This is a genomic window from Streptococcus sp. sy010 (assembly GCF_007859175.1).
Classification (GTDB): Bacteria; Bacillota; Bacilli; order Lactobacillales; family Streptococcaceae; genus Streptococcus.
Genome location: NZ_VOHO01000001.1, coordinates 87545 through 104270, shown reverse-complemented (window position 1 = coordinate 104270; position 16726 = coordinate 87545). Strand labels below are relative to the sequence as shown.

Sequence of the window (16726 nt, the reverse complement as noted above, 5' to 3'; positions counted from 1 at the left end):
TTCTTGATTTGTTATACTCTTATTATAAACTATACTGTAAAGGGAAGGTCAAGCGTTTTATGGCAGATTTTCAACATTTTTTAACCATTGGTCAGTTAAGTAAATTTTCAGGCATTCATGTCAAAGCCCTACGCTACTATGAAAAAATCGGTATTCTATCGCCTAGTCATATTAACCAAGACAATGGTTACCGCTACTATTCGCATTCTCATATTCCTTATGTTGCCTTGATTAAAATGTGTGCAGATTATGGCTTGCCACTCAAGGATTTTAACAATTATATTCTTGACGCAGATACCATTGACATGAGTAAAATTATTCAAGAAGCTAGGGAGAAAATTACACAAATCGAAAAACAGGTTGACAAAGACAAGGCCTATCTGCAAAATCTTCATGATCAACTCCTACTATCTGACCAACTTGACAAGACCCATAAGTCCCATTTGCAAGATCAAAATGACGACTTTCTGCTTTTTGATTTTCAAGGAAAAATCCTATCGGCTAACTACCACCAACAGGCTCGCCAAGCCTTACTCAAATTAGAAGAGCAAGGCCTCCAATACGACAATCGTCTTGGCTGTTACTACACTTATCAAAATGAGACTTGGCAGCAATATTTAGCTATCAAGGTTAAAGAATGTTTGAGCCAGCCAGAGCGTCTTAGTATTTGCCTTAACCAAAAACATATCCATGCCGAACATATCCATCAGGATCAGATTGATCAACGACTCAAGCAACTACATCGTGACAAGGGCATTCAAAATTTTCTTATCCTAGAAACATTTGAAAATCCCTACCATCTTCGTTTACCACATTTGGAATTGCGTTATATTATGGTTTAACGTCCTAAGGGTGTTGACATCTTAAATCCTTTTCTAAATAAAAAACGACACTATCCTTAGACAATATCATTTTATTATTTTATTAGTTAATGTCCTTGAGTTGACTTGATTGCACTGTCTAAATATAACTCTGCCCTGGAACACTCATGCTCATATTTCTCTATATTTTCCCACTGCATCTGACAAAATATCCCTAAATTCATACAAGCCAGTACACAATAAAAGACAGGGTCTGCAAGAGCTGGCAAAAGAAATATCCAAGTAATCACTCTCCATAATCCTACTGAAACCTTTTCATTTGCCATATATATAAAAGCAAAGATTATCGTCGTAAGCAAAAGAACTACCCACAACAATAGCCACAACCAAGCACGCAAAAGCTTAGCCTCTACCTGTCTTAAATCTTGAGCTAATAGTTCCAGTTCGCCCATTTCCCTTCACCTCGCTTCTTTATCTTTATTATACTACTCAAGTTCAAATAAGCAAACTACCACTTAGTTTTTTAACAGATTGACTAATAAAATCGCCTAAGTTCATAACACTCATACAGCTTTTAACTCCATCAGCACAGTTTGGGCAAACACAAAACCGTATGGAATTTCATACAGTTAGCTTATCTCCGACTAAATAAGGACTTCTTCTGTCCCTTTCTCAAGGATAAAATCCCCTTAACGCCTTATTTTCAACTGTCAACTGTGCTACTTTATTTTCAAGTTTTGCCATACATAACTATTCTCTCTTTATCCTTTGGTTCATCGTATATCCTTTCATTTTAGCAAATTATATCCACAAAAAAGTCCCCGTATTTCTACGACGACTTCTCCGATTAAGATCAAACAATAAATTAATACCACGCTAAAATTTTAGTATCAACTAGATTTCCAGCCTTTAGTAAACGTAAAACTTCAGCTCTTGCCTTGTTAGCATAGTAAGGAACTCCTAGCTCTTTGTCACGATTAGACTGAACAGCAATAAAAACTTCATCACCCTTGATTTCGATCATTCCTACATCATCTGTATTCTCAGGATGATAAAAATAGCCTGAACTTCCTGAATTTTTTATTCTTTCCAGTTTTATCATTACAAATCACCTCTTTCAATTTGCCACTGTTTTAATGCCTCATAATAATTATACTTTTTATCTGTTTCTTTATGGGCTTCACTATAAGATAATCCTTGTTTCATCAAGCGATACTCCAGTAACTCATGATGTAACATAATTATATCATGCTTTTGGATATTTTTACCTTGATTTTCTGATAATCTTATCCAAGATTCAGTCATATCATAATTAGGATCAAATCGTTTATGGCCTTCATCTAAATCATGCTCCCAGAAATCCATATCACATACTTTAGCTTTTCTAAGATATATATATCTAAAAAGGTGGCTAAGCAAATATTACTGATATAAATAGCTTTTGAACAAACTAATTCTGAGATATTTTAAGTTAAGTTTCCCTTAAAAATTGCTTTGCTGTCAGTTGATTGTTTTTTCTTAACATATCAACCAATCTTCCTGCTTTTATTTTATATACTAAATCTCGTTTCGGAGGTAGTTTATAAGTTTTTACATAATCTTCCACGAATTTTTTATCTTTGAAAGTTCTAATCTCATCCGGAAAGAGAACAAATATTGAATAACTGATTTTCGTTAATTCTTCATCACTAGCTGATTGTAAAAAAGATAAAATAACATTAGGTGGTATAAGTATAGATGACGCCTGTATCCTACCCTCTATACTTGCAAACGGTTTTAGAAAACGTTCTTTAATCATTTTGTAGCTCCAAACTTATTAAATTCAAACCCGAAGAATTTTGTTTAATTCCTTGACATCTTCTGTTAAGCTATGTAATTGTTCCGCAAAGATTAACAAGGACTTATTTTGTTCTTCATGGTTATCCAAACGGTCGACATTATGGTCAATCTTACCTGACAAATGCTCCAATTTCATTTCCATCACGATTAAGCGATGTTCACCTTCTTTAATTTTATTTTTGTTAGTGATATAAAGACCAACAACTGGAACAGCTGTCGTTACTAATTATAATAAAAGTATCAAAAAAGCACTCAGATTGTTCTAAGTGCTTAAAAATTTGATTGTTGATTCATATTTTATCTTTATAATATAATTTTTTATCCCCAAGCTAAAAATTTTTCGTCTGGCAATTCTCCGCTATCCCACATTTGCTTAACCACTCCTCGAGCTTTATTTGCAAAATAAGGATAGCCAAGTTCAGTGTCATAAGTAGATTCAATAGCTACAACTACTTCTCCTGTTTTTTCATCAATCTCTACCATTCCTGGTGCTTTGTTCTCAGGAATATACCAATAACCTTTACTATTTGAATTAAAAATTTTAATCAATCTAAGCATTACAAGTCTCCTTTTTCCTTAGCCCAAGCAATCCATGCTTTTTGATAGTGATAAATTTCATTAGTTTTTTCATGAGCTTCATTATAATTCATTCCTTTAGCCATTAACCCAAGTTCCATAAGTTCATGATATAACATAATTATATCATGCTTTTGGATATTTTTACCTTGATTTTCTGATAATCTTCTCCAAGATTCAGCCATATCATAATTAGCATCAAATCTTTTACGGCCTTCATCTAAATCATGCTCCTTGATAAAAACATGATTATAAATCTTATCAATATCTGAAATTGAGAAGTTGCTATTATGAGCTACACGAGTAATTTCTTTTACTTTATCTCGATTTCTGACTTGTTCATAATACATTTGAGCATGTCTATCACGTTCCTTGTTATACGGGTCATTCTTATCATTCCATGCTCCATAAATCGCACCACTACTTGTCATATTTTGATTATACACCTTCTCCCTATCTTTTTCAAGCGTTTTCCTACGAATAGACTCTACACTCTCTCTTATCAACCTCTCATACTCTTTCTCAGTTGTTGCATAATATGCAACAGTTGTACATCTACAATAAGGGTGCATGGGTGCTGCAGTTTCTCCTGGTATCATTTTCTCCACTTTGAAAACTTTACCATCTAAAGGTTTACACAACTGACAAGCCTTTGGTTCTGCAACAAATTCATACTCATCATAACCATTAGCCTTGTACATCTGAGCTTGTGCAGCAGTGGCTATCCTTGCCCCTTCTGTAACGGCTAACCGTTTAGCTTGACGAGCAGATACCTCAAACTCTTTTTGGAGTTTAGGAATCATACCAGTTGGATTTTTGCCTTTGAGTAAGTAATCTTCTGTCATGCGAGCCACAATCTCTCTTAGCAGGGTTTGTCTTTCCCAAATCTTATCTGACCAAACGGCTCCTTTAAATGGTGTGTTCAAGATAGTTTTAACAATAGTTTCTAACTGTCCAACACTCAAAACGGATTGACCTAATAAGCCCGCTTGTAGTTCCAATTCCTTGACGTACTCTGCGTTCAAAAAACGCTCTGTCAGTTGATGTTCGCCTTGACTAAGTGCCAACATTTCTAAATCCAATTGGTATTGTAATAACTCTAGACGGTTGAGCTTCATCTTCAAGTTATATAGGCTCAATTCTGCATTAGCTTTGGCCGAGAAATCTTTTTCTGCTACATACCGTTTAGCTTTTTCTTCAAAAGCAACGACATCCATTTCATCAACCCTAGCCTTAACATCTGCCAAGGTTAAATTATTTTTTTGAGCATAGCGTTCAGAAAAGGCTCTCATTTCCTTTTCTAGCTCCTTAAAGTGATATTGGTATAATCTATCCATCTCATCACTTAAAGTAGCGTCACGCTCAATTCTGGCTAACTGTTCGGCTTCTAATCGTTTCTTCCAATAATCACTGGCCATTTGCAATCACGTCCTGACTATTAGCCTGTAAGTCCTTATCAGCCAAGCGTTCTTGTTGAGCCATTATACGAGATAAACGACTAGCATTTTTTTCTTCATTTGCCATCTTTTCCAACTCAGATTGTGGACTGTCCACGATAGATAACACCGACAACTTAGTTTCATCAGATACCTGTCCAGACAGTTGAGCAACAATTTGAGACTCTTCAAGAATGTTTCGTGGCACGTTTCTAGTAAATTGATACTTAATCCCCGTCCAACTGTCGCTTGGCACAGTTGCCATCGGCACATTAAAGACCAATTCATACAAACGATTAAGTGCTGACTGTAACTTACGATCTTTCATTTTAGCCAAGTTATCCATAGCTTGAAGTTTGAAAGCCAAAGCCGTCCCTGATGTATTACCAAAATTTTCATCTGATAGATTAGCCACCATTGATACAGTAAAAATAGTTTCTTTCAAAAGAGCAATCAGGTTTTCCTGCGTCGTATCAGAGTTTGGCTTTTCTAAAAAACCGACATCAGGGAGAACGCCATCAGCACTGTTTTTCCACAAGTTAAAAATACGATTTTCCTTGATTTGATCAGCCATGCCTTCTTTTAGCTCAACTCCCAACACTTTCAAGTAAGCATCAGCAAAATAGTCCACATCATTAGCCTTTTCACTTACAGCCTTATTAAGAGCATTGATTAAGGTTTTGACACTTTCAAAAACTCCTTGTCGTTCTTCGTTTTCAATTAACTCCACAACAGGTAATTTTCCATAGATATGTGAGCTACGCTCTCCAAAAGTAACCTCACCACCTAACTGGAAAGTAGCATTAATGATTTCCCTAGCCGTAAGCACTTGACCATAACCTGTAACTTCGCCATCATTAAAAGCATATCGCACCGCAAACAAAGGCTTTTCTTCGATACTGTTATCATGAATTAACAACATATTGACTGGACTATTATAGGTCGCTCGAGTTTGACCCAATTCGTCCTGATAGACATACAAGAAAGCATGGCCGAAAATATCTGCCATCTTGGCCAGTTCAAACTCTGTATCTTCCATATCGTTAATCTTACGAAAACGGTCAATGAAGTCCGTTACTTGTTCATTATCATGCCTTACCTTTACAGGAACACCTATTTGATAACCGCTAAAAGTATCCACAATATATTTGGCATAGTTAATAACTAGCCTATTATCCGGCTTCCACGGTTCTTTCTTTGACGCTTTCAAAATGTCGTAACGTGACATATACATTTCTTCGTTTTCCACATAACCTTTGAGCAACTGTGACTGATGAAGTCTGACTGCTTCGGCTACCAAATCTTCTGTCACTTCTTCTGTTGATGTAGTCAACAATTTTCGTTTATTTAGACTGACTAGTGACATCAAAAACCTCCTTTGAATAATTTAATATGACTACCAGTGCCTGTAATTCTAGAATAGATGGCATAGCGTAAAGCATCTAGCACATCGTCAAACTCTTTCAAAGGTTCATCGCCAGAACTATTTGACTTCCACTGGTATTGGTAAATCTCATCAAAAAAGCGAGGGATAACCCCACGCTTGATGAATAATTTTCTTTCTTTGAATAACTTAGCAATAGTTTCAATCCCTGCAATCACTGACTTGTTAGCGTTGATCGTTACAATTTTTTCATCGTTGAAACGTTCAACATGCTCATGTCTAGCTGAATCAGCATAGAAAGTAATGTTGCCATATTTCTTTTGAAACGATTTAGCACAGTCCACCCACCAGTCAATATAACAACCTTTTTCAGCCACACCATCAACGAGATAATAATGACCATTACAATCTACTCCCACAATCACAATAGAGCCATAGTGGTCAAACCCCCAGTCCACACCAGCAAAGTAGCCGACTAATTCAGGCAACTCATCCACTTCATGAATGGCTTTATCATAATCTGAATAAATAGCTCCAGCAGAACTCACCCAACGACCATAAATCCCACGTTCTATAAACATACCACTAGGTGTCGTCGCAATCAGATTGTCAATATAACGCTGATTTAAGAACGTGTTATCGAATACAGTGAAATGGTTAGCAATAATACTTTTACCATCTGCCTTATCAATATAATCTACTTTCAGCCAATGATTCGGGTGGTCTGGGTTGGTGTCACAAATAATTCTTGCCCCAGACCCTGAACACCGCTTGCGAATTTCGTCAAAGACTTCTTTATTGGCCAAGGTCGCCTCATTGATATAAGCTCCATAAGCCGTCATCCCACGAATAGAACGAAGCCCTGCAATTGACCCTGTAAAAGTAGTGACGACATAAACACCAAATAACATGAAATTACCATGTTTATCAAACTTAAAATCGATACCATATTTGTCGGATAACTCTCTCAAAATATTTGTCTGAAGTGTTCCACCACTAGTTGCACCTAGAATATACATCGGAGTTTCCACACCGTCGTGTTTGGCATTCTTTTTGGCTCTGCGTAATTCCAGCAAAAACAAATCATTATCCAACTGAGTCTTGCCTGCACGAACCGCCCCATGATTGATCATCATATACCAATCTTCACGCAAAGCACGTTTAAGAATACTAATTTGTTTGGCATGATATAACTTACTCAGTCCCATTGATATTGTCCCCCAGTTTTTCCAAATATTCATCCAATGCAGATTCTGTCCGATTGACGTTATCATTACCTAGTTTAGCTTTGATACTATCAATTCGTAAGCGTTGCTCTTCAGTAATCAAGTCAGACCTAGTCATCTCATCATAGGTCTTAATCATTTGACGCAGCTCTCCCTGTATTCTAGCAATAGCAGCAAAAGATCGCCCTTGCTTATCCCAAGCTGTTTGATGTTCATAACTGATTCCGTTATCGCCTTGGCTGGTGACATAAACATTGCTATCTTCCTTATTTTCAACAAATAAAATACGTTGAGCATGTAGTAGATTGGCGTAAGTCAATGTGATGTTTTCCCAAAGAATATCAATGGGTTGTTTTTCTTCCAATTCCTTAACGATACCGAAAACTTCTTGAGGCAGATACTTGGCAAACAGGCCATGCTTAACTGCATGGGTATTACCAGGTAGACCAGTTGCATTTTTGTTATTAGGTTGTCCACCTCTTTTGCGAACGTTCACTTTAATTTTATCCGAACGTTCGCTTTGACCATCCCAATTATAATTACTTTTCCATCGACGAACCGTACCAGAGGGAACACCCAACTTTTTAGCAATATCAACTAGTTTCCAGCCTTGACGGTACAATTCTTCAGCCTTGATTGACTTCTCGTTCCTTTGCTTTGGCACGTCCTCCCTCCCTTTTCGTCGTTTTGTAAAAATAAAAAGACAAGACCTCATAGTCCTGTCTTCTTATTATTTGATACTACCATAATATCATAAACAAATGACTCAAAACTCCACAATTACTCCGCTTTTTCTCCGCAAAAACTCCACTAATTCTCCACTTTTTCCACAAGAAGAATGCCGTGACGAAACAATTCCGCAAAAGCTAGCAGAGCTTTTTCATTCTCTTCATAGTAGAGCGTTTCTGAAATCGCCAAATCTGAGTAAATGGCTAAGTCTTGCTTAGGTTCTGGCAACAAATACTTCTCAACTAAAATTCGTCGATGTAACGAGTCAAATAAACCACTAACTGCCCATCTGATAGCCTCAAGCTCTTGTTCGGCAGATACTTTATTTAATGCTAAATGCTCCACTGGTTGGCTAGGCTTACTCAAGGCTTGCTTAGGCTCAAAAGAATAACTAGCTGTTAACTTTTGCTCCCCAATATCAGCTGCAATCCGTCGCCATCTTGAATATTCTCTTAGTTTTCGTTTAGCATTATTTTTTGTTTTCTCGACATCAATATCTGGAAAAAACGTCATTGATTCACCTTTCTCTTGATTTTTCAAATCTTTCCGTATATACTTGTATATACAAAAAAGGCGGGGGAAATGTTAATGAATTTTGTTAAAACTCGAAAAGTTGGCAACTCCATCACTGTGACTTTGCCCAAAGATTTAGGCATTACAACAGGACAAGAATTTCTCATTGAAAAAGGAAAAAATGACGTTATCATGCTTGTTCCTAAAATTTCTAATCCATTCAATGGTAATGATAATTTAACCATGACAGATGATTTTGAAGGAGTCATTTTACTTGAACATGAATAATTATATTCCTAAAAAACAAGATATTATTTGGTTAGATTTTGACCCTTCTGCTAGTAAAGAAATACAAAAACGAAGACCTGCTCTAGTCATTTCTAGTGACAATTACAACAAACAAACTGGATTTATTGCTGTTTGTCCCATTACTCATGGACAAGAAAAATTAAAAGTAAAAGGATTACTAGTTCCTATCGATTCTAGTAAAGTTGATGGCTATGTTAATCCTTTCCAACTCCATACCTTTGACTATCGTGCTAGACGTGTAGAAAAAATTACAACACTTGACGATTATGCCTTTGCTCAAGTTTTGCAACTTTATCATTTTATCTTTGAATAGAGCTATCTAGCTCTATTTTTCATTTACTTCCAACTAATCAACTTCCCACCGTTGTCATTGTTCCAGTAAGGAGGCAGACGTCCTTTATCAACCTCAATATAGACTGGCTCTTCAACCACATCAAGATTATCACTCCAACCAACTAACCATGCTGGATTGACATTATAGGCTTTAGCAATTTTCTCAATCGTCTGGATAGATGGTGTTGTCCCTTGATGGTAGGTTTCTAAATTACGTCGATGTATTCCTGTTTGTTCACTCATCTGCTTTACAGTAATACCTAACTGCTGACGTAATTCTCTAATCCTTAGTTCCATATATTCTCCTTTCTATATCCAATACATCTTACCATCTCAATCATAACGATTAGCTCTGAAAAACTGCTTGACTGCTCTGATTAAAAACATAAGCGATCCCATTAACTACTCCTTTCTAAACGGTTTCGGTAAAGGCATCCATGCGATAACATCATCGTATTCTGAAAAACCAATTCCACTATAACCATAATCTATAAGTGCGTCGATATTTACATTACCATAAGAAGTTGTAACAAGCACAATTTCCCCAATTTTTGGCATTTTACAATCATACATAAAATCTAAATTCGGGTTAATTTCCTTTTCTTCGTCTGTCAATGGTCTTGTTTCAATTTTAATCCATTCCATGCTTTTACTCCTTTTCGTTCACTTCTTCTACAAAACCTAAATCCCATGCCCAAGAAAAGTCTTCTTTAATTTCTACTTCTGTTAGCTGATACCTATTGTGTACATATAAATCATCATCAGTTCTCCTTATAACAACATCACCATTACTATTTTTGACTAATACAGTATGTTTGTAAATATATGACTTAGGGTTAGGTATTCTTACAATGTATCGTTTTTCAGGTTCTACTTTATAACCATTAAACCAAGCATTGACAAATATATATTCCTTCTCATTTGCGTCACCGTCTTTATACAGCCAATTATAAATGTTATCAACTTCTTCGAAATCAATAGTATTTTCTAATATATCTAGTGCGTTGTAAACAGTGTTTTTTGAATAATCTTTACATTGTTTGATATAATCTGCGACAAACCTCGGTATCGTTGGTACTAACTCGTCTTTTAATGAGTTAAGTTTATCTAAAATACCGTGCATTTTATCGTAACCACCAAATACACTATTGTTAAAATTACTTAATAATTTAATAATTTCATTTAATCTTTCCATAATTCATTTCACCCCTTTCTACCAAAAACTTTGGCACTTTATCGCCAAGCTCTATTTGTTCATATTCTTCCTTGGTCACTAGAAACTTACCATAGCCCTTAATTGTGACAGTGTATTTTTGTCCTTGCTGCTCTTTCTTGATAACTGCTCCGACTGGTGCCATAACTTCTATATGACTAGGATTTTTCTTAGATAAGTCCACCAAAGCAAAGATAACCACTGCCACTTCAAACACGATCCAAAGAAGTTTAAGGTTTGTTTTTGTTTGCTTACTGAGTTTCATCTACCCTCCTTTTCTACTTCAGTTATAACCAATTCAATCCGTGGATTTGGGCTATACACTTTTCTGGTCGTGTGTTCCACAATCAGATTATCATCTACCCACACGATTTCTGACTTACTAATACTGTCATAAACTGCCTTTTCAAGATTATCTAAATCAGGTTTTTTATCAACGTAAAGACGCTCATTGATAAAATCGTTATATTCTCTGATTTTTTTCTGTCTTGACCTTGGCTTAGGTGGGGTCGCTAGTGTTTTAGGTGCTTGAAGATAAAACGTCATATCCACTTTAATGGCATCATCAAAATATGGGCCGTCATAAGTTTCCTTAACTAACTCCGTACAACGTTTTCGCCATTTCATCATTTCAGGGACTTCATACACCCCTGCATGCTTTCCCCGTCGTGTTGCCTTGGGTCTGCTTTGCGGTTTTGGTTCAATATTCAAAATCAATTTCATTTTTATTATAAAAAAACGCGACTGCCCTCTTGTGAATTTCGGCTAAATACAGGCAGTCGCCATTCCTTACATCATTCATCAATAGTTGATTCTTGACGCATTTTCTAGTTCGCTTTTATCGTGATTCACGGCACGTTGATTTAATTGTTAATTAGCTGAGTTAAACTCACAACCTTACCAAGTTTTTTCTTACTGCGACAGTAATCACAACGTTCGCAAGCTGTTGGTTTTTGTTTACTTTGGATAACATTCCAAACATCTACTATATTCTCTTTTAATTGATCTAAGCCTTCATCAAGCCAATCATTATCAATTTCTAAAATCTCCTTATCTGGCATAGTTTCTTTACTTACTGCCACAATATAAGGTCTGAACTCTTGACCGGTCATTTGTTTTAATAAGTTACGGTATAACCCTAATTGTCCATGATAACCAAATCCAAGAATGTTATTAACTGCTGCTGGAACTCTTTGTTTCAACTCAGCATTCCATTCTTCACTATAAATAGATTTCATGGTTTTTAAATCCACAAAGTAACCTCGTGTTAAATTGACACTATCCAGTTTACCTTTAACAGGAACCCCTTCAATTTCTCCATAAACAATCAATTCTTTTTGCACATCATCTTCTGAGAAACCATGGTATAGACGTCCAAAACCATCGTCATTAGCTAAGCTATCAATCATCTTATCTCCAATGACAAAGTCCGCTTTAGGTTTACCTTTATTCTTGCCAGTTTTAGCCAAAATTTTATCACCATTTTCAGCTAGAAATTGCTCGTGAGCTTCTGGGCTTTCAAAATAGCTGTGGACGTAATTCCCAAGTAAGAGCGGTGTTTCATCTCGTTCTTCCACCCAATCTCCTTTATCAACTGCGTAAGCCTTAGCTTGACACTGCTGATAGCGTTTATAACGTGAGTTTGTTAAATAGTTTGTATCTTCATAATAATTTTCTTGTGTTAATGTTGTCATGTCTTACTCCTTAATTTGTGTTGTATTGCCTTCAAAAAAGCTCAACTCTTCTACAATTTCACCAGTTTCTTCTTCAAAACTTGGGATTTCATCTGCTGGATAACTTGTGTCACTAATGTTACCGGGTTCTACTGGGGCCTCTTCCAACGGTTGGCCCATAATATCCTCTAAGCTATCAACTTTTGGTGTCACATCAATTGGTGTTGTCTTAACATCTTCTGTCTGATTATCTGCAACGATCGCTTGCTCCATCTCAATCGATAAAGGACCATATTTGCTAATAATCTGCTTGAGTAAGGTTTTCTGTGCCATCGCATCAAAATCAGATTTCCAAGGGCCGTTATTAAAAGTCTTAGAAAAACGTTTGCCGTGAGCTTGTGCTTGTTCCTTGGTCCAATAAGTCACCTTTTCAAAACCATTCAAAAGCTTAAATGCTGCAAAATAACCAACCACTTCATCTTGTGGTTTAGTAAAATCAATCTCCAGCTCTTCAAATAAGGGATTGTAAGCAATGAATTGACTCTTATAAACCACTCCTGAGTTAATGCTCTTATACTTGCCGCTTCTTTGGGCCAGTTGAATCAATCCCTTATAACCTAGCTGGAATTGAGCTTCTCGACCATAAGGGACAATATAAGCTTGTCCCAAACTTGGCTCAATCGGTAAATTCAACACCGCAGCTTTCATTGCTGCCGTCATAATTGATTGGTTGCTTGTCTTAGCCAATAAATTATTGTTGGTCACCACCGATAAAAGACTGGCCACAAATTCGTTTTCCTTTCCCTTCAAAACTTCTTGAAATTTAGCCTTTACCGAAGGGGCGTTGAAAAAATCCTTATGTGATACTGTTGTTAAATTCGTCATCATCTTCTCCTTTTATTTTTCTTCAAATTCCAATTGGCACGCTCTAGATGCTTAATCCGTCTAGCTTGTGCCACAATCACATCTTGCTGTTCGTTGATAACTTCTCCCAGCTCATAGCCAAGGTCCATATAGCGATTTCGCCAATCATCGATACTTTCTATCAGTTCCCTAACCAATGAGCTGGTCATCTCGCCATCTGTCATAAGCGTCATCCTCGTTTTCTACTTGCGTTGTCTCTTCATCCCAATAATCATCTGAGGGCGATATTTTCCAATCGTCATAATCAAAATCCCAATTATCCATACCCTGCTCTTTCTGTGTCACTTTTTAGAAACAACCGCTTATCAGCTTCTGTTGAACTTATTCCACACCCAAAAGCGTAAAGATTGATTGGATTCAACACAGGAGTAACATCATTTTCCTTCACTCCTTTTTGACAATACTGAATAAATCTCTTAAACGTTTCTTTGCTGCATGTTCTACCATAACGCTCTTTCAAAAATTCGTTATAACCTTCAAAAAGCTCCTGGCTCATCATCTACTCCTTCCAATTCTGCTATCATCTCATCGTAAGTCTTGCCCTTGTAATCAGGGTTAGACCAACTAGGGATATTCGACCGATAAGATTTCTTGGCTTGGCGTTCTGTCTGTCTCGCTTTAACATCTCCAACTGTTTTGATACCATCTTGTTTCCAGTTTCTCAAAATTCCTAAGAGATACTTAAAGCTTCGTTTACCCTTGTCGGCTGCTAAGTCAATACCTAAGCAAATCACCTCTTCGTTCATGCCGTCAAGTTTGACAAAATCCATCAACTGCTCAAACTGGATACCATCTAAAACACCAATACGCTCTTGGTAATACTGACCAACCGACCGACTCACTGTAGTCTGTTTGTAAGTCTGGTATATAGTCTGATTAGGGTAAAGTTTTTTTACCCCATAGCGTAAAGAATTTTTACGTCCTAGCGTAAAGTTTTTTAACCCTAGACGTAAAGATTTTTTACCCCCAGTATAAAGTTTCTTTACCCCATAAAGATTTTTTACCCCTTCCTCATCACCAAATAATTTATCTCCATGATCACGAGTGGACTCCAATACCACCCCCATCTGTGACTCATGTTTACCATCGAACACCTCTTCTGATGTCCCCCTCAGGTTGATAACACTTGTGATTGATTTAGGATATAGATGATTTGGCTTGTTGTAGCCACCTTTTTTCTCTACCAGTAGCCCAACATCAACTAATTCTTTTTTAATTTTATTCAAGGTTGGCTTGGATACGCTCAACCACTGACACATAATATCTGCCGTTACTTCAACAAAGAACTCACCGTCCTTGTCTTGATAATGCTCTGGGTATCGCTTAGCTAATTGTAATCTATCAAATAAGATACAATATAGCCCCCTAGCATGAAAAGATAGCTTCAGCAACTCTTCATGTTCCAGTAAGACATCATAAAATTTTATAAAACGATGTTTTTCTACTTCAGCAATCTTTTTCACTTCCCTTCCAATTCTAATGATTTCTCCCAGTATTTAGCCAAATCAATCCCCATCACTAAAGATAAGATGCGTTGTTCTGTTTGAATCTGCTTCTGATAGGGTTTCATCCCTGCTTGTCTTTCTTGCTCATTCTTAGGCAAATAATACCCACTAGGCAAAGTCTTTTTAGCAACAATCGGATGACCAAATTGAACACGAAGGTCTTCAACAACTACTTCTAATTGACGCTTTGTCAGTTGGCAATCTTTTCTTAATTTTTTTGCTGGGATAGGTCGTTCAAAACTCCCTCTATTTTTGATTTCATTCAGCACCATTATTTCAATCAGTGACATCTCACGCATACTGTTCCTCCTCTTTTATCAAGTAATAACAATCTCTGGCACCGTAATCAATCCGAATCTGATTATCACTCATACTTTTCTGATAAGTTGGATTGGTGATAGCCGAATTGACCATGACATGCTCTTTTAAGGCACGAACAGCCTCATCCCCTGTCTCATAAGTTCCAAGAGAAACCTGTCGATAACCATTAAAGATAAAGACTAAATCAATCATTGCTACACCTTGGCACTAGTCTGTTTCCGCTTCATATAAGCATGAAAACGATCATAAACTTGACTATTTTCTTCCCAAGTTTGACGAGGTAAGACCACTTCATACCGCTCTACTTTTTTTGGTTTGGCAAAGAGCCAATTAAATACTTTTTTCATCTCATTACCCTTCATACACTCAACCGTTGCCAATTTTTAACATACCATTCAATTACGGCATCTCTTGGATACTTCTCACGACCTTTTCCTGTGATTCTTGGAAAATCAGGAAAACAATTAAATCTAGCGTCAAACGTTGTGACATCCATATTGCCACCAATCATTTGGCAGACTTGCTTTTTAGTTAACTCCAGTGGAAAATGCGTCCGTTCATAATTCAGTGCTGATTCTGAAGCTGATAAAGCTGCTGAGGTCAACCTATCTTGAAACTTCATTGTCAAAGACTCTAACAATTCATCCATAGTCACCACTACCCCTTTCAAAAATATCTACTTTATGCTATAATTAACTTGACTTTTTTTAGTAAGCCCCATTACTCTTTGGATTGCCGTCCAAAGGGGCTTTTTTTATTTTGCCGATTGTAGAAATCCCATCATCAAATTATCTGGTGTCGGATTTTCCAAACGCTCCAAACGTTCCTTTAATGTCTTATTTTCAGCTTTTAGAGCCACATTATCAGCCAATAATTTATCAATATCAGCTTCCAAAATCTCCAATCGGTCTAAAACTGATAATCTTACCTTACTCATTTCTTCCTCCTTAAAGTGTTACAAGCATATACCATACCAGCACCAGTAACGGTAACACACTCACTACCAATGCTAACCACTCATTAAGTTGCCAAACAGCCAAGCAAAACCATAATAACCCCACTATCAGCCCTGCCAACAATGACGCAATCAGCCAAATTAAAATCAATGTTTCTAATGTCATGAGACCTCCTTTCTGTTATTTTTGATATAATGAACTAAAAACGAGAAAATTATTATGAAATTAAATCCAGACTGTGTAAGACAAATTCTCTTAGATGTTGAGAAACGTGCCATTTACGGTAACTTTGTGGAATACACCAATCCCCAAAATTTCCAAGTATTCCCAAATCATTCTCCAAATGAAGTACTCTATCATATTAGACAATGCCATGAAAATGGATTTTTTCTAGGAAATACTAAATTTGTAGCAGAAGGCTGCATCATCAAAGACCTTTCACCAGCTGGTCACGAATTTCTTGCTAATATTCGAAAAGATACAAATTGGAACAAGACAAAAGATATTGCCTACTCTGTTGGTTCGACATCTCTTAACGCTATTAAAGACATTGCTACTCAAGTTATTTCAAATCTCATATCAAACCAATTTGGCAAGTAAAGTCAATGTCACTTCTGCATAACCATTATCAGCTGTGCTTTTTATTTCAAATTCTGTTAGAGTAACCAACTCTTTTCCGTTCAAGTAAATCTGTCCATTTTGGATTTTTATCTCATCCATCTTCTCCCCTCCTTTCTAAATTTTCCCCATATAATCCAAAATTGCCATACGGATATAGCCTGCCGTCGTAATACCACGCTTGGCACTTTCTGCATGTAACCTAGCCAACAAAGACCTAGGCAACCTAAAATTAAACACTGTCATGCTTTCTTTATCGTCCATTTATATTCCCCTTTCTTTCCAACTTTTTTACAGATACCTCTCATCTCCTTATGCTATAATGAGCCTATTATTACAGAAAGGAGAGA

Annotated in this window: 33 protein-coding genes; 4 read left to right on the top strand and 29 right to left on the bottom strand. The window is 36.6% G+C overall.

Going from position 1 to position 16726, the window contains the following annotated elements:
- The first annotated feature begins 59 nt into the window (after window positions 1–59).
- A complete protein-coding gene (locus FRX51_RS00630) occupies window positions 60–842 on the top strand; it encodes a MerR family DNA-binding transcriptional regulator (protein ID WP_146494943.1) in 783 nt (260 codons plus the stop codon).
- Between the two features lie 86 nt (window positions 843–928).
- On the opposite strand, the gene FRX51_RS00625 is transcribed toward FRX51_RS00630, so the two are convergent.
- The 11 genes from FRX51_RS00625 to FRX51_RS00580 form a co-directional block, all read right to left on the bottom strand.
- Entirely contained in the window at window positions 929–1273 is a 345-nt protein-coding gene (locus FRX51_RS00625; RefSeq protein WP_146494941.1) for a hypothetical protein, read from the bottom strand.
- Between the two features lie 413 nt (window positions 1274–1686).
- Window positions 1687–1923, bottom strand: a complete 237-nt coding sequence (locus tag FRX51_RS00620) for a hypothetical protein (protein WP_146494939.1) — start codon at window positions 1921–1923, stop codon at window positions 1687–1689.
- The gene (locus tag FRX51_RS00615) at window positions 1923–2186 is read right to left on the bottom strand and encodes a hypothetical protein (protein ID WP_186627069.1); all 264 of its coding nucleotides are present in this window, start codon (window positions 2184–2186) and stop codon (window positions 1923–1925) included. Before FRX51_RS00615 ends, FRX51_RS00620 begins: the two co-directional genes overlap by 1 nt.
- Before the next feature lie 106 nt (window positions 2187–2292).
- On the bottom strand, window positions 2293–2619 hold the full coding sequence (locus tag FRX51_RS00610) for a hypothetical protein (RefSeq protein WP_146494937.1): 327 nt from the start codon (window positions 2617–2619) through the stop codon (window positions 2293–2295).
- 24 nt (window positions 2620–2643) lie between these two features.
- Entirely contained in the window at window positions 2644–2805 is a 162-nt protein-coding gene (locus FRX51_RS05780) for a hypothetical protein (protein WP_222430690.1), read from the bottom strand.
- A gap of 173 nt (window positions 2806–2978) precedes the next feature.
- Entirely contained in the window at window positions 2979–3218 is a 240-nt protein-coding gene (locus FRX51_RS00605) for a hypothetical protein (RefSeq protein ID WP_146494935.1), read from the bottom strand.
- Window positions 3218–4654: a minor capsid protein gene (locus FRX51_RS00600; protein WP_146494933.1), complete on the bottom strand. Its 1437-nt coding sequence runs from the start codon at window positions 4652–4654 to the stop codon at window positions 3218–3220. The genes FRX51_RS00605 and FRX51_RS00600 overlap by 1 nt, the downstream gene beginning before the upstream one ends.
- A complete protein-coding gene (locus tag FRX51_RS00595) occupies window positions 4644–6038 on the bottom strand; it encodes a phage portal protein (protein ID WP_146494931.1) in 1395 nt (464 codons plus the stop codon). The genes FRX51_RS00600 and FRX51_RS00595 overlap by 11 nt, the downstream gene beginning before the upstream one ends.
- A complete protein-coding gene (locus tag FRX51_RS00590) occupies window positions 6038–7264 on the bottom strand; it encodes a PBSX family phage terminase large subunit (RefSeq protein WP_146494929.1) in 1227 nt (408 codons plus the stop codon). The genes FRX51_RS00595 and FRX51_RS00590 overlap by 1 nt, the downstream gene beginning before the upstream one ends.
- On the bottom strand, window positions 7251–7946 hold the full coding sequence (terS, locus tag FRX51_RS00585; RefSeq protein WP_261379770.1) for a phage terminase small subunit: 696 nt from the start codon (window positions 7944–7946) through the stop codon (window positions 7251–7253). Before terS ends, FRX51_RS00590 begins: the two co-directional genes overlap by 14 nt.
- A 146-nt stretch (window positions 7947–8092) precedes the next feature.
- Window positions 8093–8524, bottom strand: coding sequence for an ArpU family phage packaging/lysis transcriptional regulator (locus FRX51_RS00580; protein ID WP_146494925.1), 432 nt, complete (start codon window positions 8522–8524; stop codon window positions 8093–8095).
- Between the two features lie 75 nt (window positions 8525–8599).
- On the opposite strand from FRX51_RS00580, the gene mazE reads away from it, so the two are divergent.
- Together mazE and FRX51_RS00570 are read left to right on the top strand one after the other, a co-directional pair.
- Window positions 8600–8812 (top strand): type II toxin-antitoxin system PemI/MazE family antitoxin, encoded by a 213-nt coding sequence (gene mazE / locus FRX51_RS00575; protein WP_146494923.1) that lies wholly within the window; start codon window positions 8600–8602, stop codon window positions 8810–8812.
- Window positions 8805–9146, top strand: a complete 342-nt coding sequence (locus tag FRX51_RS00570) for a type II toxin-antitoxin system PemK/MazF family toxin (RefSeq protein WP_146494921.1) — start codon at window positions 8805–8807, stop codon at window positions 9144–9146. The genes mazE and FRX51_RS00570 overlap by 8 nt, the downstream gene beginning before the upstream one ends.
- A gap of 23 nt (window positions 9147–9169) precedes the next feature.
- Here the strand turns inward: FRX51_RS00570 and FRX51_RS00565 are convergent, their stop codons facing one another.
- The 16 genes from FRX51_RS00565 to FRX51_RS05770 form a co-directional block, all read right to left on the bottom strand.
- Window positions 9170–9463: a helix-turn-helix domain-containing protein gene (locus FRX51_RS00565; RefSeq protein WP_146494919.1), complete on the bottom strand. Its 294-nt coding sequence runs from the start codon at window positions 9461–9463 to the stop codon at window positions 9170–9172.
- Between the two features lie 105 nt (window positions 9464–9568).
- Entirely contained in the window at window positions 9569–9811 is a 243-nt protein-coding gene (locus tag FRX51_RS00560; RefSeq protein WP_146494917.1) for a hypothetical protein, read from the bottom strand.
- 4 nt (window positions 9812–9815) lie between these two features.
- Entirely contained in the window at window positions 9816–10361 is a 546-nt protein-coding gene (locus FRX51_RS00555) for a DUF1642 domain-containing protein (protein WP_146494915.1), read from the bottom strand.
- The gene (locus FRX51_RS00550; RefSeq protein WP_146494913.1) at window positions 10345–10644 is read right to left on the bottom strand and encodes a DUF1372 family protein; all 300 of its coding nucleotides are present in this window, start codon (window positions 10642–10644) and stop codon (window positions 10345–10347) included. The genes FRX51_RS00555 and FRX51_RS00550 overlap by 17 nt, the downstream gene beginning before the upstream one ends.
- Window positions 10641–11102, bottom strand: a complete 462-nt coding sequence (locus FRX51_RS00545; RefSeq protein WP_146494910.1) for a RusA family crossover junction endodeoxyribonuclease — start codon at window positions 11100–11102, stop codon at window positions 10641–10643. The genes FRX51_RS00550 and FRX51_RS00545 overlap by 4 nt, the downstream gene beginning before the upstream one ends.
- 140 nt (window positions 11103–11242) lie before the next feature.
- On the bottom strand, window positions 11243–12073 hold the full coding sequence (locus FRX51_RS00540) for a PD-(D/E)XK nuclease-like domain-containing protein (protein WP_146494908.1): 831 nt from the start codon (window positions 12071–12073) through the stop codon (window positions 11243–11245).
- 3 nt (window positions 12074–12076) lie between these two features.
- Window positions 12077–12940, bottom strand: a complete 864-nt coding sequence (locus FRX51_RS00535; RefSeq protein WP_146494906.1) for a recombinase RecT — start codon at window positions 12938–12940, stop codon at window positions 12077–12079.
- Window positions 12937–13140: a hypothetical protein gene (locus FRX51_RS00530; protein ID WP_146494904.1), complete on the bottom strand. Its 204-nt coding sequence runs from the start codon at window positions 13138–13140 to the stop codon at window positions 12937–12939. The genes FRX51_RS00535 and FRX51_RS00530 overlap by 4 nt, the downstream gene beginning before the upstream one ends.
- Before the next feature lie 92 nt (window positions 13141–13232).
- Window positions 13233–13472 carry a hypothetical protein gene (locus FRX51_RS00525; protein ID WP_146494902.1) on the bottom strand — a complete coding sequence of 80 codons (240 nt, stop codon included), beginning with the start codon at window positions 13470–13472 and terminating at the stop codon, window positions 13233–13235.
- Complete coding sequence (locus FRX51_RS00520) at window positions 13453–14439, bottom strand: DnaD domain protein (protein ID WP_146494899.1); 987 nt, start codon at window positions 14437–14439, stop codon at window positions 13453–13455. Before FRX51_RS00520 ends, FRX51_RS00525 begins: the two co-directional genes overlap by 20 nt.
- A complete protein-coding gene (locus FRX51_RS00515) occupies window positions 14436–14780 on the bottom strand; it encodes a hypothetical protein (RefSeq protein ID WP_146494897.1) in 345 nt (114 codons plus the stop codon). The genes FRX51_RS00520 and FRX51_RS00515 overlap by 4 nt, the downstream gene beginning before the upstream one ends.
- Window positions 14773–14994 carry a hypothetical protein gene (locus tag FRX51_RS00510; RefSeq protein ID WP_146494895.1) on the bottom strand — a complete coding sequence of 74 codons (222 nt, stop codon included), beginning with the start codon at window positions 14992–14994 and terminating at the stop codon, window positions 14773–14775. Before FRX51_RS00510 ends, FRX51_RS00515 begins: the two co-directional genes overlap by 8 nt.
- A gap of 2 nt (window positions 14995–14996) precedes the next feature.
- A complete protein-coding gene (locus tag FRX51_RS05775; RefSeq protein WP_186627065.1) occupies window positions 14997–15149 on the bottom strand; it encodes a hypothetical protein in 153 nt (50 codons plus the stop codon).
- Window positions 15150–15160: 11 nt separating this feature from the next.
- The gene (locus tag FRX51_RS05905) at window positions 15161–15451 is read right to left on the bottom strand and encodes a DNA-binding protein (RefSeq protein WP_146494893.1); all 291 of its coding nucleotides are present in this window, start codon (window positions 15449–15451) and stop codon (window positions 15161–15163) included.
- Between the two features lie 105 nt (window positions 15452–15556).
- The gene (locus FRX51_RS00500) at window positions 15557–15739 is read right to left on the bottom strand and encodes a hypothetical protein (RefSeq protein WP_146494891.1); all 183 of its coding nucleotides are present in this window, start codon (window positions 15737–15739) and stop codon (window positions 15557–15559) included.
- A gap of 10 nt (window positions 15740–15749) precedes the next feature.
- Window positions 15750–15923: a hypothetical protein gene (locus FRX51_RS05770; protein WP_186627063.1), complete on the bottom strand. Its 174-nt coding sequence runs from the start codon at window positions 15921–15923 to the stop codon at window positions 15750–15752.
- Between the two features lie 54 nt (window positions 15924–15977).
- Between FRX51_RS05770 and FRX51_RS00495 the strand changes: the two genes are divergently transcribed.
- A complete protein-coding gene (locus FRX51_RS00495) occupies window positions 15978–16358 on the top strand; it encodes a DUF2513 domain-containing protein (protein WP_146494889.1) in 381 nt (126 codons plus the stop codon).
- Here FRX51_RS00495 and FRX51_RS05765 read toward each other — a convergent pair.
- Both FRX51_RS05765 and FRX51_RS05760 read right to left on the bottom strand, forming a co-directional pair.
- A complete protein-coding gene (locus FRX51_RS05765; protein ID WP_186627061.1) occupies window positions 16338–16478 on the bottom strand; it encodes a hypothetical protein in 141 nt (46 codons plus the stop codon). The genes FRX51_RS00495 and FRX51_RS05765 overlap by 21 nt on opposite strands.
- 15 nt (window positions 16479–16493) lie before the next feature.
- Window positions 16494–16640 carry a hypothetical protein gene (locus FRX51_RS05760; RefSeq protein WP_186627059.1) on the bottom strand — a complete coding sequence of 49 codons (147 nt, stop codon included), beginning with the start codon at window positions 16638–16640 and terminating at the stop codon, window positions 16494–16496.
- Window positions 16641–16726 lie beyond the last annotated feature (86 nt).

What these genes read in the sequence shown, in the direction of transcription:
- FRX51_RS00530 (WP_146494904.1), bottom strand. Translation starts at nt 13,140, where the DNA reads ATGACAGATGGCGAGATGACCAGCTCATTGGTTAGGGAACTGATAGAA.
- FRX51_RS00525 (WP_146494902.1), bottom strand. Translation starts at nt 13,472, where the DNA reads ATGAGCCAGGAGCTTTTTGAAGGTTATAACGAATTTTTGAAAGAGCGT.
- FRX51_RS00500 (WP_146494891.1), bottom strand. Translation starts at nt 15,739, where the DNA reads ATGAGTAAGGTAAGATTATCAGTTTTAGACCGATTGGAGATTTTGGAA.
- FRX51_RS05770 (WP_186627063.1), bottom strand. Translation starts at nt 15,923, where the DNA reads ATGACATTAGAAACATTGATTTTAATTTGGCTGATTGCGTCATTGTTG.
- FRX51_RS00555 (WP_146494915.1), bottom strand. Translation starts at nt 10,361, where the DNA reads ATGGAAAGATTAAATGAAATTATTAAATTATTAAGTAATTTTAACAAT.
- FRX51_RS00605 (WP_146494935.1), bottom strand. Translation starts at nt 3,218, where the DNA reads ATGCTTAGATTGATTAAAATTTTTAATTCAAATAGTAAAGGTTATTGG.
- FRX51_RS00535 (WP_146494906.1), bottom strand. Translation starts at nt 12,940, where the DNA reads ATGATGACGAATTTAACAACAGTATCACATAAGGATTTTTTCAACGCC.
- FRX51_RS05775 (WP_186627065.1), bottom strand. Translation starts at nt 15,149, where the DNA reads ATGAAAAAAGTATTTAATTGGCTCTTTGCCAAACCAAAAAAAGTAGAG.
- FRX51_RS00610 (WP_146494937.1), bottom strand. Translation starts at nt 2,619, where the DNA reads ATGATTAAAGAACGTTTTCTAAAACCGTTTGCAAGTATAGAGGGTAGG.
- FRX51_RS00565 (WP_146494919.1), bottom strand. Translation starts at nt 9,463, where the DNA reads ATGGAACTAAGGATTAGAGAATTACGTCAGCAGTTAGGTATTACTGTA.
- FRX51_RS00590 (WP_146494929.1), bottom strand. Translation starts at nt 7,264, where the DNA reads ATGGGACTGAGTAAGTTATATCATGCCAAACAAATTAGTATTCTTAAA.
- FRX51_RS00600 (WP_146494933.1), bottom strand. Translation starts at nt 4,654, where the DNA reads ATGGCCAGTGATTATTGGAAGAAACGATTAGAAGCCGAACAGTTAGCC.
- FRX51_RS05760 (WP_186627059.1), bottom strand. Translation starts at nt 16,640, where the DNA reads ATGGACGATAAAGAAAGCATGACAGTGTTTAATTTTAGGTTGCCTAGG.
- FRX51_RS05765 (WP_186627061.1), bottom strand. Translation starts at nt 16,478, where the DNA reads ATGGATGAGATAAAAATCCAAAATGGACAGATTTACTTGAACGGAAAA.
- FRX51_RS05905 (WP_146494893.1), bottom strand. Translation starts at nt 15,451, where the DNA reads ATGGATGAATTGTTAGAGTCTTTGACAATGAAGTTTCAAGATAGGTTG.
- FRX51_RS00595 (WP_146494931.1), bottom strand. Translation starts at nt 6,038, where the DNA reads ATGTCACTAGTCAGTCTAAATAAACGAAAATTGTTGACTACATCAACA.
- FRX51_RS00515 (WP_146494897.1), bottom strand. Translation starts at nt 14,780, where the DNA reads ATGCGTGAGATGTCACTGATTGAAATAATGGTGCTGAATGAAATCAAA.
- FRX51_RS00570 (WP_146494921.1), top strand. Translation starts at nt 8,805, where the DNA reads ATGAATAATTATATTCCTAAAAAACAAGATATTATTTGGTTAGATTTT.
- FRX51_RS00625 (WP_146494941.1), bottom strand. Translation starts at nt 1,273, where the DNA reads ATGGGCGAACTGGAACTATTAGCTCAAGATTTAAGACAGGTAGAGGCT.
- FRX51_RS00540 (WP_146494908.1), bottom strand. Translation starts at nt 12,073, where the DNA reads ATGACAACATTAACACAAGAAAATTATTATGAAGATACAAACTATTTA.
- FRX51_RS00560 (WP_146494917.1), bottom strand. Translation starts at nt 9,811, where the DNA reads ATGGAATGGATTAAAATTGAAACAAGACCATTGACAGACGAAGAAAAG.
- FRX51_RS00580 (WP_146494925.1), bottom strand. Translation starts at nt 8,524, where the DNA reads ATGACGTTTTTTCCAGATATTGATGTCGAGAAAACAAAAAATAATGCT.
- FRX51_RS00510 (WP_146494895.1), bottom strand. Translation starts at nt 14,994, where the DNA reads ATGATTGATTTAGTCTTTATCTTTAATGGTTATCGACAGGTTTCTCTT.
- FRX51_RS00550 (WP_146494913.1), bottom strand. Translation starts at nt 10,644, where the DNA reads ATGAAACTCAGTAAGCAAACAAAAACAAACCTTAAACTTCTTTGGATC.
- FRX51_RS00615 (WP_186627069.1), bottom strand. Translation starts at nt 2,186, where the DNA reads ATGGATTTCTGGGAGCATGATTTAGATGAAGGCCATAAACGATTTGAT.
- FRX51_RS00545 (WP_146494910.1), bottom strand. Translation starts at nt 11,102, where the DNA reads ATGAAATTGATTTTGAATATTGAACCAAAACCGCAAAGCAGACCCAAG.
- FRX51_RS00630 (WP_146494943.1), top strand. Translation starts at nt 60, where the DNA reads ATGGCAGATTTTCAACATTTTTTAACCATTGGTCAGTTAAGTAAATTT.
- FRX51_RS00495 (WP_146494889.1), top strand. Translation starts at nt 15,978, where the DNA reads ATGAAATTAAATCCAGACTGTGTAAGACAAATTCTCTTAGATGTTGAG.
- FRX51_RS00620 (WP_146494939.1), bottom strand. Translation starts at nt 1,923, where the DNA reads ATGATAAAACTGGAAAGAATAAAAAATTCAGGAAGTTCAGGCTATTTT.
- mazE (WP_146494923.1), top strand. Translation starts at nt 8,600, where the DNA reads ATGAATTTTGTTAAAACTCGAAAAGTTGGCAACTCCATCACTGTGACT.